General features: G+C 53.5%; 1 protein-coding gene (only partly in view). It reads right to left on the bottom strand.

Features of this window, described 5'->3' with window-relative positions:
• The coding region annotated (locus tag V5T57_RS11545; RefSeq protein WP_332891371.1) for an LEPR-XLL domain-containing protein crosses the window boundary (this coding region is incomplete at its 3' end): on the bottom strand, positions 1-17,389 show 17,389 of its 40,186 nt. Its footprint begins 22,797 nt before the window's first position.

Genomic DNA, 17,389 nt, shown 5'->3' with positions numbered 1-17,389 from the left:
TGACCAACAGCTGTTCCGCAACGTTTAGGTTTAAGCTGCCAGCCTGCACCCCTGAGTCCGGATCACCCAACGCATCATGCACATTACGGCTATTGATCTGCAGGGTATCGGCACGGAGTGTCAGGGTTTCATGACCTGCCTGAACATCGCCCCGCACTTGCATGGTGCTGGCCACAAACTCGGTGGTATCTTTAATTTGAGCATTCACCACACGAGGTGCATCAATAGCTTTCAGTGTGGTGGCATTTTCCAGATCGCCAAATGTCATATGGGCGGCCGTATGACCAATGCTGATTGAATCAAACCCATTGGCAAGGGCTGCAAAGTCGGTCATGGAGAGATCCATCTCCAAGGAGTGACCATCGCCTACACTAAGATCATTACCCCCTGCCCCTTCCGCGGCACTACCAATACGGTAATCCACCGCATCGTGGGAGGTACGGATCACCAAATCCCCAGCCCCTTGCACCATCGCCTCACCAGATGAGAAATCCAGCTCATCGGCATGAAGGGTTATGGTACGACCACTCTCCGCCATACGTAGACGACCACTAACCAGGGTAAGCATGGCGCCATAGGCCGCCAGATCTACCGAGATATCCCCTTCCAAGCTCACCAGAGCATCATCCGTATCGACAGTCATCAGGTTCAGATTGTCGGTTTCGCGTAGGGTTACACCCCCTTGAGCCCCTGTCCCCCGGTTATTCAGGGTCGCGGCATCTACGGTGGTCAGCAGCGGTTGAACAATGCCACGGCTATCAACGATGAGATGGCCATCGGCTGCGGTTAGGGTGACCCCAACATTTTGAGTTAACGCCCCTTCAGCACTGAACAGACGCAGTACCCCGGTATCCCCTGCCACATGCCAGTCGCCGGTAACCGTTAGGTTATCCATGAGGGTAAGACCATTTTGGGCTTCCAGACTTATGCCCCCAGCCTGCATGGTGCTGTTAACGGTGATGGTATGTGTTCCAGCCACCTCAGCCGTGGGGGTACCCGCGGTCACCCGCAACAGATCCCCCACCTCAACAGCGCCATCCAGCACAACAGCACCATCCACCAACAGGGTTACATCACCGGCGGCAGTCATGCTCGACTGAGCCTGCAGATCACCGCCAACCTGGGCCATCAGCGTGCTCAAATCCAGCGATCCCATAAAGGTGATATCACCACTGGCCGTCAGGTTAAAATGACCACCTGACATGGCTCCAGAAAAGACCTGATCACCATCCCGTGCGGTTAAAACAGCCTGTTCGGTCACCTCAAGGCTGCTCTGCACCGCCAAACCGCCATCCAAAGTCGCGGTGAGGTTGGTCACGGCAACGGCATCGGCAAAAATCAGATCCTCATGGCCCGTCAGCGCAAAATTGCCACCATTTACCACACTATCAAAGCGCAGATCACCACCGGCCACCGTTATCTGTGCCGTTTCATCCACCGTTACTGCGGCATCTGCACTCAAAGCCCCCTCAACCGTAGCGGTTAGGTTGTTCAGCTCCACCGAACCGGCAAACTGGGTATCCCCACTGCTGTAGATGGTCAGATCCCCACCACTAAGCGTCTGCTCAAAAACAACATGACCACCCCGTGCCGTGACCGCACCACTACCACTAACCACGACGGAAGAGGCCCCACGTAGACCTTCTGCCACATCCACACTCAGGTTGGCCAGTGTCACAGCCCCACCCAGTTGTAGATCCGCACCACCGGTAAGGTTTAGTGTACCGCCATTGACCTGTGCAAACGCCAGTGCCCCATCCGCCGTGAACTGCATAACATCATGGCCAGTCAGTGTACCAACGGCATGAATGGAGGCATCGGCATTGGCGCTAAGGGTTGTCAGATCCACCGCTTCATTCAGGGTTATGCTTGAACGGCTATCCAGTACAGCATTGACCCCCTGGATACGGGCTAAATGCATAGCCCCACCGGTTGTCATTTGAATGGAAGCTGTACTGGTCAGCATGGCCTGTGTCGTCAGGGTACCACTGAGCTGGGCCCCTAAATTGGCCAAAGAGGCCAAACCAGAGATAAGCAGGTTACCTTGGCCAAGAAGACCCAGGGTATGCATGTTTAGTGTATTAAACTGTACATCCTGGCCAGCGGTCATGGTGACGGTACCAGAAGCGGCGAAATCATCCGTTGCCGTCACGGTGCCATCCACTGTCGCGTTCATATTGGCCAGGTCAAGATCCCCACCCAACATCAGGTTGCCATCGACATCCAGGATGAGATCCCCGCCCTGTACATTGGCCAGGACCAAGTCTCCGCCCGCATTCATGCTCACGGTGCCATTACCCGTCAGGTCACCTACCAAGGTGATGCTAGCCCCTGATGTGAAGGTAAGATCGCCAACCTGAACCGTACCGTTGATCTGTTGAATACCACTGCTCACCATATTCAGGGTTGCCGCAGACAGTACCCCGGTAGTGATGGTGGATCCGGCATTAATCTGTAGCGTCTCACTGGCGGCCAAAAGGCCGGTGGCCTCAAGAGCCCCCCCCAGTTGCAGGGTCAGATTATCCAGCGCCATATCCCCCTCAACAACCATACTGCTGGCGTTGAGGGTCAAATCCCCACCCTCAAAATCATTAACGACCTGCACATGGTTGCTGTTCAGCGTAACCGCCGTAGCCCCCAACTGGGCAGCTTGGCTGCCTTGGATAATGGTCTGGGCAGCACCATGGTTTGCGGTCAGGTACTCCAACGAGTCATTAAAACTCATGCTGGCCCCGGCATATCCCATGACCATGCCGTTCCAATCCACCGATTCCTGGCCATGATCCAGGGTTAGGGTGACCTGATCGTTGCCATCCTCCCCATCAATGGTGGAGCGCCCCAGATGGGCCCGATCCATGATGACACTAAAGGTGTCATCACCCGCACCCCCCAAAGCGGTATCATTGCCGCCATCGTGCAGAACATAGGTATCGTTGCCATCCACCCCTTCCAAATGGTCATCTCCAGCGCCACCATCCAGATAGTCATCCCCACGACCTGAAACCAAGGCGTCATTGCCATCATCCCCATACAGGGTGGCATCGCCATAGCCGACATAGATCAGGGAGTCATCCCCACGACCACCACGCATATTGACGTTGGCCCGCACCTCGGGGCCAATGTAGATGCTGTCATTACCCTCCCCAGCATCGTTCACCAGAATGTTCGAGACCCCATGGAAGGTCTGGGTCAGCCCCAGAGAGGAGACCGTCAGGCTCTCATTACCTGCACTGCCGCCCGCATGGGTGATGTTGTAGCTGTCGTGGATAATATCGAGATAGTCTTCACCCCGTGCATCGGCATCAGCACCGATGTTTAAGCGCAGGGTGTCGCCAATTTGAGTGGCAATAACCGGTTCTGGTCCCCAGCTCCAACCGATGGAGCCGGAGAGGCTGATACCGGCGATGGAGATGCCGATGGAGCCAGATGCAGAGGCCGGCGTAAAGTTCAGCTCACCTGTCACATTCGCCAGAGAGATGGTTTTGGAGAACCACAGGAACTTGATGGTGTAATCCACACTGCCGTAGATCTGACCCCAGAAGCTATCCTGGGTGAAGTCCACCCGAATACCACCATCCAGATCAAAGGGCCCCAACCCCAGGTTGTAGCCCAGATCACCCGCAATACGGAATGTACCATCTGAACGGATAAAGCCACTGACCTCCATATTGGCCATACCAAAGAAGCTCATGGAGAGACGGTCAAGGCTTACATAGAAGGTGCTACCCTCTTTACCCAGACTAAGTGCAGCATCCATCTCAAAGCCCAGCACCCGCACGGTACCATCAATCGCCACCCGTGCCGTATCAGCCGACACCCCATAGTAACTGGTGCTCTGGCTGGTGTTCAGCTGCATGGAGAAGTCACCCTGCACCGTCACCGAGGGGATGCTTAAGCTGTTGGCCCCCATGTTGACGTTGGCCGCCATGACCAGCTGGCCACCCTCCATGAAGATGCCCCCTGCCCCCGCGACCGACAGCACACCAAAGCCACCCAGGCTCACCTTGCCATCCATGCTTAGGTCAAGGCCGTTGCCTGCCGAGGCCTGCAACGTATACCCACCGGTAATGGTAAAGGCATTGAGCACCGATAGCTGACCACCGGCGGTTACCCTAACCGAATGGGCCGCCAACGTTGCATAGGAGCGCCCAATGACCGTTCCAGAGTTTTTATCCATATCCAGGGTCAATACCGACTGCTCACTGGCGGTAAGGTTAAGTTCCAGGTTAAAGGTACCATCCAGACTAAACAGGCTGTTACCCAACACACCCAGATCAGCACTACGGGTTAGGGCCAGATTGCCATAAATACCATCCAGTCCCAGATTCACTGTACCCAGGGCATCCATAGACCCCAGCGGCCCTAATTCGTAGGCTGCATCAAACCCAGCGGTAATACCACTTTCTGACAGTTTGAGTAGAACCCGGCCATCCAGATCGACTGTATCCAGCAGACTGGCCGCACCCTCCCCTTCAATGGCAATATAGAAGCCTGCATCGTCCTCACTGCCATCCAGCATGGGGGCACCGGCATCAATACTGACACTGCTGTAACCCAGAGCATCCACATAGGCATCGGGGACCGTATAGGTCACCACATCCCCTGTGCTGTTCATGGTCAAAGCCATGGCCATATCCATACGCATCAGGGAAGCGATGCCCTGATCCCGGCTCATCTCCAGACGTGTGGCCACACCATTGGCGCTAATCTGCAACAGCCCCATGGCATTAAAGCCAATCAAGGGGGAGTCACTGGGGCCAACCGCCAGTTGACCATCCATAAAGAGGTTAAGCAGCCCCTCTTGCAGGGTAAAGTCTAGGGTTACCGAGGCACTAAACAGCTCCACCCCGCCAGGATGGAAGGAGACCACCCCTTGACCCTGTACCTTGGCCACCACATCGCTGTAGTCCAGCACCACCGGCTCACCACCGCTGCCGATGGCCATACCACCGGTAGGATCATCGGCAAAGGTGGTGGCAAAATCGATCACGGTACCAATAGGGTTGGTAAAGCTCAGGCCGCCGTTATAGGCGAGGTTCAGCTCATTGGCCTCAAGCTCAAGCCCCGCCTCCAGCCCCACCAGACCGGCCCCTTCAAAGTCCAGCTTGGCTGCCGCATAGAAAGCGGGATCCATCAGAGATGAGGTGCGGAATAGGGCGATGGCCCCATCCACATCATCAATGGCCACACCCATAGCATCCTCATTACGGGGGTCCGCTTCGGTGATCATGCCATCGCCGTTGCTATCCTCCACATAAGGACCATTCACCCCAATAAAGCCCGCCACATCGTTCACCGACAGCAGGGTGCTGGTCAGGGTCTTTTTACTGCCATCGCTCAGGGTGTATTCACGGGTTGCACCTTTTTCAAACAGCATATTGCCGTTGAAGTAGGCACCAGACATCAGACGGGCTTGGGCCCCCACCAGAGAGGCCAGCATCAGTTCTGAGGAGAAATCAATTTCTATGGGGGCTGCGGTGGTGCCGGTCTTGATCTCAAACACCCCATCATTGGCCCCTTCGCTACTCTCCAGAGATTTGGAGAAGTTAACCGCTGGCAGGGTAAGAGCCGCCGCCGCCAGGGGGGGGATATTGGGCAGAATGGTGGTGTTGGCCTGAAGTTCGATAGAATCCACGCCCAGCTCAATCTCCCCCATACCCACGGTACCGATACGACCGGTCTGGGCCTTCATACTTAAGAAGGTAGGTATGACCGGCAGATAGGCGAAGGGACCTAAATCCGCCGGTTTCATCAGGGCGATGCCAAAATCCAGATCATCCAACACCAGGCCTACGGCATGACCATCGGCATTAAAGGTATCGGTTTCACGGTCAAACCAACCGTCACCATTGGTATCCTCAAAGTAGGGACCCATACCCACAAAGGCGTTGATGTCGCTACCACCAATGGTCATAGCCCCCATCAGCATGGAGATGTCGGGGATCTCATCTAGACCGGTCTCTACAATCAGCGGGGTACCTATATTAGCCCGCTCAAAGGCAAAGTTACCGGACAGGAACATAAAGTCGGCAACTTTCAACATTGCCTGATCGACTGAGGCTCTCAACAGATATTCGTTGGCATCCAGATAAACATCGGCCCCACCACCAGTGTTCACCGCAAATCCATCTGGTGCGCCATCTTCACCCACAAAGCTGTCAGCCCACTTGATGTGGGAGGTCACCCCAGGTAGCGCCACCGTACTGAGGTTGGCATCCACCCGAATGTTATTGGCCTCCAGCACCAGAACATCCCCACCACCGACCAATCCCACCTTATCGGCTTCGGCATGGATGCCCACAAATTTGGGTGCAATGGCACCGATAATAGAACTGGCACCGGAGAGCAAGGTGGGGGTCATCATGGCGATGCCCACATCTATGTCATCGATCACCAGACCCACGGCATCTTCATTGCGTTCATCCAGCTCGGTATAGCGACCATCGCCATCGGTATCCTGGAAGTAATCCCCAACCCCAACAAAGGCGTTGATGTCGGAGGCCCCGATGGTCATCTCCTCCATCTCCATCTCCATGGTGCCGTCGTGCCCGGCCCATTCGGTGAGGGTAGAAGGAATACCTAAATCCACATCAACCTTGGTACGAGAACCCCTTTCAAAGTGGAAACCACCGGAGAGGTGTAAAAACTCACCAACCCGCAGCAGCGCCTCATCCACATGGGCATATTCTAACTTGCCTTCAAAATCCAGCAGCAGTTCATCCCCACCAATATCCAACGCATATCCAGCGGGAGTCCCTACCTCTTCATCGGCGGGGAAGCTGGACTGGAAGTCGATGGCAGGCTGCCAATCGGGACCGATTGCGGGGGACATACCAATGTTGACACCAAACTCGGCATTGCTGGCTTCCAGCTGGAAATCATCCAGCCCTACAAAGCCCACCTTATTGGCCATGCCCTGAACGGTAATAAAGCTAGGGAGAATTAGCTGTAATGGGGGTAAGACATTGCCCAACAAGGGCGAGGAGAAGAGCATGCCAAAATCTAGGTCATCCAGCACCAGACCGACGGCATCTTCCCCACGCACATCATCATCATCGATATCACCATCTTCATCGCTGTCGACAAAGTAGGGACCTAAGCCCACAAAGGCCTCCAGATTACTGGCCCCAAAGCTGATGGTGTACATCTCGGAACGGACAATCTGACCATAACCACCAAAGAAATCCTCGACATCCTGGGCATAATCCCCAGCGACGGAATCCACCGCCGATTTAATCAGATCACTGATATCCGAGGTCAAACTGGTGCGCCAATTGGCCATGTAGGTGGGACCAGCAGAGAGCTTAAACCCACCAGAAAGGTGGATAAACTGCCCAAGACTGAAGATGCCGCGCTCCACCTCTACTGAGGCCAACAGACCTTTGGCATCCAGATACATAGGTGTACTGCCGGTTTTTAGCTCCATCCCGGCTTGGCCATCCCCATCCTCATCGGGGAAGGTTTTTTCCCAATTGATGGAGGTCAGCACCCCACCCACAGGGGTAGGTATGGGTGTACCCCAGTTAAAGTCAAAGTTCAGCCCCTCACCGGCAAACTGAATGTAGTCATCCAGCCCCACCATGCCCACTTCACCAGCATGCGCATAAGCAGAGACAAACTGAGGACGCACCAACTTACCGACAAAGTTGGGTACACCGACAGCATTAAGAACCAGGGCCAGCACATCAAAGATGGGACTGGTGGAGGCAAAGTAGCCCATGCCAAAGTCCACATCTGCCGCCACCAGACCGATGGCATTTTCATTAAATTCATCATCAAAATCGGTCACCCCATCGCCATTGGTATCGACCAGATAGGGGCCCATACCGGCAAACATGTTGATATTGGTGCCGGTTAGGGTGAAGGAGGCCACCTCCATAGCGATGGTAGAGAGGGTCGGATCGATCTGAAGAAGGTCCGCAATGGCTTGCAGCTCAGGATCCAGCCCCGCAATAATTTGACCGATGTCACCCAGAGGTTCCGTCAACTCCTGGGGAATACCGGTATTGACCCGTGCCATGAAGGAAGGACCATATTCAAAGGCAAAGCCACCGCTTAAATAGAAAATATCCTGAATATTAATAACCGCCTGACCCAGCTGGGCACCGATGCGGAAATTCCCATCAAAATCCAAATAGACCGGGTCACTGCCTGTCAGAACCTCCAACCCCATGGGGTCCAGCTTGCCATCTCCATCCGCATCTTCGCCCTCATCCAAAAGACCGTTACCATTGGCATCTTCCGCCTGGAAGGTGTCGGCAAAATTGATGGTGGGACGTCCCAGGTTGATCGGTAAATCCTTTAACCACAGATCCCCATAGTTGACCTCCAGGGTAATATCCCGAGCAGCCAGCTCAATACCATCCATCCCCACCAAAGCCACTTCACCTACACGGGCTTTTGCGGCAAACATTTTGGGGAACATGTCGGCCACAAAGGGCAGATTAGGGGTCATAAGGGCAAAGCCAAAGCTGGTATCGCTTAGAGCCAGCCCCAACGCCTCAACGTTGCGCTCATCATCGTCGTCGATATCCCCATCCCCATCAGTATCCACCCAATAGGGACCATTTAAGCCCAAGAAACCCGTCAGGTTGGAAGCCCCAATGGTCAGGGTCTCCATCTCCACCGGCACCTGCACAGCCATGTTGGCAATGGTATCGATAATCTCTGCATCAAAAATCTCGCTGACCACATCCCCAGCGATATCGATGAGGTTGGTAAAGTCACCGGGGAAGCCGGTGGCCATTTGCATCATATGGGTATTGCCCTTTTCAATGGCAAAACTGCCAGAGAGGTGCAACACATCCATGATATTCAGCTCCATATTGCCCACACTGGCGCTGATCAGATCACTGCCCCAGTGGTCAATATAGACCCCATCTCCACCACCCGTGGAGATCTTGAATCCAGCTTTATCCAACAGACCATCACCGTTGGCATCCTCCCCCTCATCCAACAGCCCGTTGTCGTTGGTATCTTCGGATGGGAAGCTACTCACAAAATCAATAACCGGCACCGCAAAGCCACCGGGCCAGCCAGAGCTGGTATTCACCCGAATAACAATATCCTCAGCTTCAGCCGTCAGCCCATCCAGCCCCACAAAGCCCGCCTTATCCACCTCGGCTTTAAAGGCGTAGAACTCTGGCAACACCCCATCCAGACCAGGTAGACCCGCAAGGGTGGGCTGCATCACCACCAGCCCCATGGACATATCTTCGATGGCCAGACCTACTGCATCCTCATTATATTCACTATCGAGGATCTTACCGTCGGCATCTTCTCCGATCATGCCATCGCCATCGGCATCCACCCAGTGGGGGCCATTCAACCCCACAAAGGCGCGTACATTGTTGGCGGCTAAGGAGATGGAGGTGACATCAATATTTTCAAAGGTCGACAGATCGGTTAGATCCCCCACCCCGGCCAGATCGCTCAACCCATCAATCATATCCTTGATGGATTGGGGTAGCAGATCCGAACCCATGGAGATCAGTTCGGTAATGTTGGCAGGGAAACCAGTGGCGATGTTGACCCGAGTCTGGGGACCCATCTCAAAGGCCATATCTCCACGCATGTGAACAAAGTTGGCCAAAGACCAGCTGGCATTGTGAATGTTCACCCCAATGCGCTGGTTGCCATCCCAATCGATATAGACCGGATCTGCCCCAGTTTTGACCTCCAGCCCCATGGGATCAATCTTGCCATCCTGGTCAGCATCATCCCCTTCACCCTCAGCAGGCCAGCTGGTGGTAAAGTCCACTACCGGCGGACCAAAGCCACCGGGCCACTCATCCCCATGGTTAAAGGTCAGGGTGGCACTGCCAATATCGGCATCCAGAATATCCTCAAAGCCGTGCAGCCCCACATTGGTGGCCTCAGCTTTGGCGGCGTAGAATGTGGGGATCAGACCATCCAACCCAGGCAGGGAGCCCAAGGTGGGCTCCAAAATGGCCATGGCAAAGTCGGTATCTTCCAGGGCCACACCCACAAAGTCATCATTGATTACCTCATTGCCGTCGGCATCGGTAATCTTCAGGGGACCGCCCACACCGGCATAGGCGGTGACGTTGGACATGCCCAGGGTCATGGAGGTAACGTCAATATTCTCCAGGGTGGAGAGATCAGTCAGATCCCCCGCCCCCACCATGTCGCTGAGATTATCTACAAAATCCTTAATGGATTGAGGCAGCAGATCCCCAGCATTAGAGATGATGTCGGTGATATTACCGGGTAACCCGGTACCAATGTTGACACGGGTCTGGGGCCCCATTTCAAAAGCCATATTGCCACTGACATGGATAAAGTCAGCAATGGTCAACTGGGCATCGGTTATGCTAACCCCAATACGCTGATTACCATCCCAATCCAGATAGATGGAGTCATTCAGGGTCTCAATCTCATACCCCATGGGGTCAAGCTTGCCGTCACCATCGCTATCTTCATCGGTTTCTGCGGCAAAGCTGGAGGCAAAATCAATCACGGGCGGCCCAAAGCCACCGGGCCAGCTATCCCCATGGTTCAGGGTAAGGGTGGCACGGCCGATATTGGCTTCCAGAATATCATCCATCCCCACTAAGCCCACATTGGTGGCCTCAGCTTTGGCGGCATAGAAGGTGGGGATCAGCTTGCTTAAACCAGGGAACTGCCCAACGGTGGGTTTGAAGATGGACATACCGAAGTCCAGATCTTCCAGTCGCACCCCAACAAAATCACTCTCAGCCCCTACAAAGTCGGGGATGGCCCCCATGCCGGCATAGGCGGTGACGTTGCTCATACTGAAGTTCATGGTGGAGACTTCAATATTCTCCAGGGTCGAGAGGTCGGTGAGATCCCCCGCCCCTACCATGTCACTTAAACCATCCACGAAATCGCCGATGGCATCGGGCAGCAGATCACCTGCGTTACTGATGATATCGGTGATGTTACCCGGCAGGCCGGTACCGATGGTAACCCGCTGTTTAGCGCCCATTTCGATCAGCAGGTTGCCACTGGCATGGATAAAGTCAGAAACCGTCAGGTGTGCATCGGGAAGGACAAACTCAAAGCGTTTATTACCATCAAAATCCAAATAGATGGATTCACCACCCGGGGCGATTTCATAACCCACAGGGTCGATTTTGCCATCCCCATCACTGTCCGTATCACTCTCAGCAGGGAAGCTGTTTTCAAAATCGATGACGGTGCCAGAAGGTGCGGTCAGGCTTACCCCCAAATTCATGGCCAGCGAAATATTGTTGGCCTCCAACTCCACCGCATCAATACCAACTAACCCAACGCTGTTTACATCCAGTTTAGCGGCAATAAAGGCCGCGGGGTCCAGCAACTCTGTCGAACGGAACAGGGCAATGGCCCCATCCACATCCTCTAAAGAGAAACCGGCAGCATCTTCATTACGCTCATCGGCATCGGTAATGGCCCCATCCCCATCGGTATCCTCCACATAGGGACCATTCACCCCGGCAAAACCGGTTACATCGCTCATGGCCAGCACTGTACTGGTCAGGGTTTTGGTGGTGCCGTCACTGAGCTTAAAGTCACGGGTGGCACCTTTTTCAAACAACAGGTTGCCGTTTAAGAAGACCGACCCCATAACACGCGCTTGTGCCCCCACCAAGGAGGCCAACATTAACTCGGATGAAAAATCCAGCTCCATCGGGGCGGCCATGGTGCCGGTTTTCAGTTCAAACGCCCCATCATTAGCCCCCTCAGAACTCTCTAAGGATTTCGCAAAATTAATGGAAGGCAGTGTCAGAGCCAGGGCCAGCGGTGGGGGCAACCCTGGCATTAAGGTGGTATTGGCTTGGATCTCGACCCGGTCCACACCGATCGAGATATCGCCCATACCTACCGTACCAATACGCCCTGTTTCAGCCTTCATGGCTAAGAAGGTGGGGGCCATAGGCAGATAGGTAAAGGGGCCTAGATCGGTGGATTTAAACAGACCAATACCAAAATCAAGATCCTCCAACACCAAACCGATGGCGTTGCCGTCGCTGTTAAAATCATCGGTATCTTTGTCATACCAACCATCTTCATTGGTATCTTCAAAATAGGGACCCATCCCGACAAAGGCATTAATGTCACTACCACCAATGGTCATGCCGGTAAGCATGGTGGTGAAATCAGGAACCTCATCAAAGCCGGTTTCAATAAACATCGGCGTGGCAACATCAGCCCGTTCAAAGGCAAAATTCCCCGACAGGAATATAAAGTCGGAGATCTTCAGCATCGCCTTATCAACGGAGGCCCGCATAAGAAATTCGTTATGGTCTATGTAGACAAAATCACTACCTGCACGCACCGCAAAACCAGTGGGGGTTTCATCATCCCCTTCAAAACTATCCGCCCACTTCACATGGGTATTGGCACCGGGCAGGCTAACGGTACTGATATTCAGGTCCACCTGAATGTTATTGGCCTCCAGCTTGACATCATCCCCAGTACCCGTCAGCCCCACCTTTTCAGCATCGCCATGAATGGCCACAAATTTGGGTTTGGCCGCATCCATAAAGGCATCCAACCCAGCAGGCAGACTTACAGCTCCCAACAAGGCGGGGGTCGCGATGATAACGCCGACATCCAGATCATCAATGACCAGACCTGCGGCATCGGTATTGCGCAGATCATCTTCGCGGTAATAGCCATCGCCATTGGTATCCTGAAAGTAATCCCCTACCCCAACAAAAGCGCTCAGGTTAGAGGCTCCAATGGTCATGGTCTCCAACTCGAGCTCAAAGGTCGGTTCGATACCAAAGCTCTCCAGCAACGACAGGTTAAGCCCCGTATCCACCGTCACCTTATGTTTGGGACCACGTTCAAAGGTAAAACCACCGGATAGGTGTAAAAATTCACCCACCTTGAGCAGAGCATCCCCCACCTCAGCACGGAGCAGCTCCCCTTCAAAATCGATAATAACAGGGTCAAAACCGGTGGGAATGGCAATACCGGTCGGGGTTCCTGCTTCGGCATCTTCCGGGAACGAGGCAGCATAGTTCAGCGTAGGAACCCATGTGGGAATAAGATCGACCAGCGCCGTGTTGACAGAAATTTCCAGATTATTGGCTTCTAATTGGAAATCATCCAACCCGACAAAGCCCACTTTTCCAGCGGTGGAGTGGAAGCTATAAAATTTCGGTAGAAAAAACGAAAGCACCGGCAGCATCTCAGCCCAATCCAGGCGGGACGCCATAAAGCCCATATCCACATCATCCAACACCAAACCAACCGCATCAGGATTACGCTCATCCTCATCATCGACATCCCCATCACCATCGCTGTCGATGAAATAGGGGCCGATACCCACAAAGGCTTGTAAGTTAGAGGCACCAATGGTCGCCGAATTCATACCAGAGACGACAGTTTCACCATAGTTACCAAAAATACCGGCAATGGTATCCGCATGTTCAGGACCAACCAGAGACTCGACCGATGCCCGGAACAAGTCTGAGGTATCACTAGTGATCCCCGTGTTCCACTCCCCAAGAAAAGACTCTCCAACCGTAAAGTTATAGCTGCCGTAATATTGAATAAAATCAGCAATGGTCAGGGTGACCCGATGCAGCTCAGCGGTTAGATAGTTGCCCGAAAAATCAAAGTAGGCCGGATCACCAGGCATATCCAACAACAGCCCAGCTTGGCCGTCGCCATCGGTATCGGGGTGGGTTTTTTTCCAATCAATGGCAAAGTTCATGTTAAAGAGGTTGCCAACCGTCAGTGGCACACCCATGTTGAAACCAAAGTCAAACCCCTGCCCCTGGTACTGGATGTAATCCTCAAACCCAACAAGCCCTGCTTCCCCTGCATGGGCATAGACCGACACATACTGTGGACGCGCCAACTTACCCACAATGGTGGGCAGACCCAGGGCCTGTAGAGCGGTGGCCACTAAGTCAAAGACAGGACTGGTAGAGGCATAATAGCCCATGGAGAAGTCTAGATCCGCCGCCCGCCACCCCATGGCATTGTCATTGGGGGTGTCGTTCAGATCGGTGACCCCATCACCATTGGTGTCCTCCAAGTAGGGACCACCCAGTCCAACAAAGGCGTTAAGGTTATAACCAGACAGGGTAAAGGAGGAGACTTCGTGGGTAATGGTCGCCAGGGTTGGATCAATATTGAGCAGGTCAAAAATCTGCTGAATTTCCGGTGCGGCATCGGCAACCAGCGCTTCAACATTACCCAACGCATTGGCGATTTCACCAGGCACCCCAGTATCCACCACCGCCATGAAGGAGGGACCATACTCAAAGGCCATGCCCCCACTGACATAGAAAAACTCACTGAGCTTTAAGGTGGCGTTCCCCAGTGAAGCCCCAATACGGAAGTTGCCATCATAATCCAGGTAAACAGGGTCACTGCCGGTAAAGATCTCCAGACCCACTGGATCCAGTTTACCATCACCATCGGTATCCTCCCCTTCATCCAGCACCCCATCGCCATCGGTATCTTCCGAAGCAAAGGTCCCTTCAAAATTGATGGTAGGGCGACCAAACTCAATATAATCATTGGGGAACCACTCATCCCCATAGTTGATATCCAGCTGAATGTCGGTGGCCGACAGTTCCACCTCATCAATCCCCACAAAGGCCACTTCACCCACATTGGCTTTGGCTGCCATGAGTTTGGGAGTAAAATTTCCAACCAACGGCAGGGTTGGGGTCATCATCGCAAAACCGAAGCTGGTATCCCCCAGGGTCAGACCCATGGCCTCATTATTTGGGATATCGTCATCATCGATATCGCCATCGCCATCACTATCGACATAGTAAGGACCGTTGAGCCCCAAAAAGCCGGTTAGGTTGTTGGCCCCGATGGTGAGCACCTCCATCTCCACCGGAACTTCAACCGCCATATTGGCGATCTGGTCGATCTCATCAGAACCCAGGATCTCACTAACGATATCCCCAGCGGCATCTATAATAGTGGTAAAATCACCTGGGAACCCGGTAGCCATCTGCATCATATGCGTATTGCCCTTCTCGATGGCAAAACTGCCACCCAGATGCAATACATCCATGATATTCAACTCCATATTGCCAACACTGGCACTGAGCAGATTACTCCCCCAGTGGTCAATATAGACACCATCCCCATGACCGGTGTTAATCTTGAACCCTGCGGCATCCAAAATGCCGTCACCATTCAGATCTTCACCCGCATCCAGCACACCATTATTGTTGGAATCTTCAGCCGCAAAACTGCTGGCAAAATCGATCACCGGTACACCGATATCCCCCGGCCAACCCGAGCTGGCGTTCACCCGAACGGTGATATCCGTCGCTTCCGCCGTCATGCCATCCAGCCCCACAAACCCCGCCTTGTCTGCGGTGGCTTTAAAGGCATAAAACTCAGGCATTAACCCATCCAACCCCGGCAGTGCGGCCAAAGTGGGTGTCATAATGGTCACACCCAGAGCCATATCCTCCAAGGCAAGCCCTAAGGCATCACCATTAAACTCACTATCGAGAATCTGACCATCGGCATCCTCATCAATAATGCCGTTACCGTTGGCATCCACCCAGTGGGGGCCATTTAACCCCACAAAGGCCCGTACATTGTTTGCCGCCAGGGAGATGGAGGTAACTTCAATATTTTCCAGGGTAGATAGGTCGGTCAGATCACCCATACCACCAGCATCGCTTAGACCATCAATCATGTCAGAGATGACAGAGGGCACCAGATCGGAACCATCCTCAATCAACTGCGTGATGTTGGCGGGCAAACCGGTCGCAATGTTGACCCGGCTTGCAGGGCCCATTTCAAACCCAAAATCTCCACGGGCATAAACAAAGTTGGAGAGCTCCATGGTGGCGGTAAAGTTGGCCCCAATACGCTGGTTACCATCCCAGGCCAAATAGACCGGGTCGGTATCCCCCAAAGCCAACCCTGCGGGGGTGGTATCATCCCCGGTAAAACTGCTGGCAAAATCAATGACCGGATTACCCAAACCCAAAGGCCACTCCGAACCATGATTGACCGCAATTTGCAGATTTTCGATCCCCAGATCAAAGGCAGGCAGCCCCACCATCTGCACATTATCTGTGCTTGCACTGGCGGCGACAAAACTGGGTTTTTTACTCAGCAGGCTCCAAGCAGGATCTGTAGGCTTGAGCATACTCAAACCAATATCAAGATCCTCCATCCACAAACCAACAGAGCTACCATTGGCGGTTTCATCACTGAGATCACCATCTCCATCACTATCGGTCAGGTAAGCCCCACCTGTTCCCATAAAGACCGAGATATTGGTGCCTGTGATCCCCCAACCACCCACCATTACGTTTTCCAGGGTACTCAGATCATCGGCACCAAGATCATCCAGGAAGGACTGGAAATCATCGGGCAGTAGTCCCGCAAAGGTGCTGGCCAGATCTGTCGCATTACCCGGCAAACCGGTGGAAACGGTGACACTTAGACCACTGAGATATTCAAAGGAGAATGATCCCTCAAGATAGAGGAATTCAGAGAGTTGGATCTGGGCACTAATGCCATCAAGTACAGGGACATCCAGTGACTTTAAATAATCCAGATTAAAATATTCACCCAACGCATCGTTGAGGAGATCACTACCGGTGGTAATGCCGATATCTGCGATTTCTGAGACCACCAGCTGTAAGCGATCTTCCGACCGCACCACCTCCAGGAACAGGGTGCCGTCCCCAAAGCCAAAGGCGCCTTCAATATGATCAAACGTGCCAGAGATATCACCAAAGGTGAGGATATCAAACGTCTGCCCCACTTCCGGGGTAAAACCATCCAGCAACGAGATACTCAGCGTACCATCTAATACCGTTGACCCGGTGACGTTGATCTGGTCATAGCCATCACTCACACCCGCACTGGTGCCCGCCAGTTCAATTTCCAAAATGCCATCGGCAAACTGGGTAAAACTGTCGACATTTAAAATACCAGGGGAGTTGCCTGGCGCAATGACCCCACGACTATAAAGATCGCCTTCAATGGTCCCAATACCACTGACGGTTTGATCTTCATTAACCACCAATGCCCCTTCAATAATAACAGGGTCATTGGTCACCAAGTGAAGCTCAGGTGCGGTGAAGACAGCCACCTCATCCACATTAAACAGCGTTTGCGCCTCTAGAGCGCTGCCCTCCAACATCTGCAGGGATTCATCCAGCCCTTCAATCAGGTTTAGTCGGTCAGCTGGCAGATACTCAATACTCTCTTTGCCATCACTGGCCTGCTCAATTAAGTCAGGATCGATGGCCGCCAAAGCGGTCTGCACAGGCGTCATAATCTCCTGTACCGAAGGCGGTAGTGCATCCAGAGTGGCATCATCCAGATCTGCGGTATCCACCATCGGCATCAGATCAGCCGACAGCAAAATACGCTCTTCTAACGCTTCTAGAACAAACCGATTCTTTTTCAT

Source organism: Magnetococcus sp. PR-3 (genome assembly GCF_036689865.1).
Lineage (GTDB): Bacteria > Pseudomonadota > Magnetococcia > Magnetococcales > Magnetococcaceae > Magnetococcus.
This window is presented reverse-complemented; position numbering and strand designations above follow the sequence as displayed.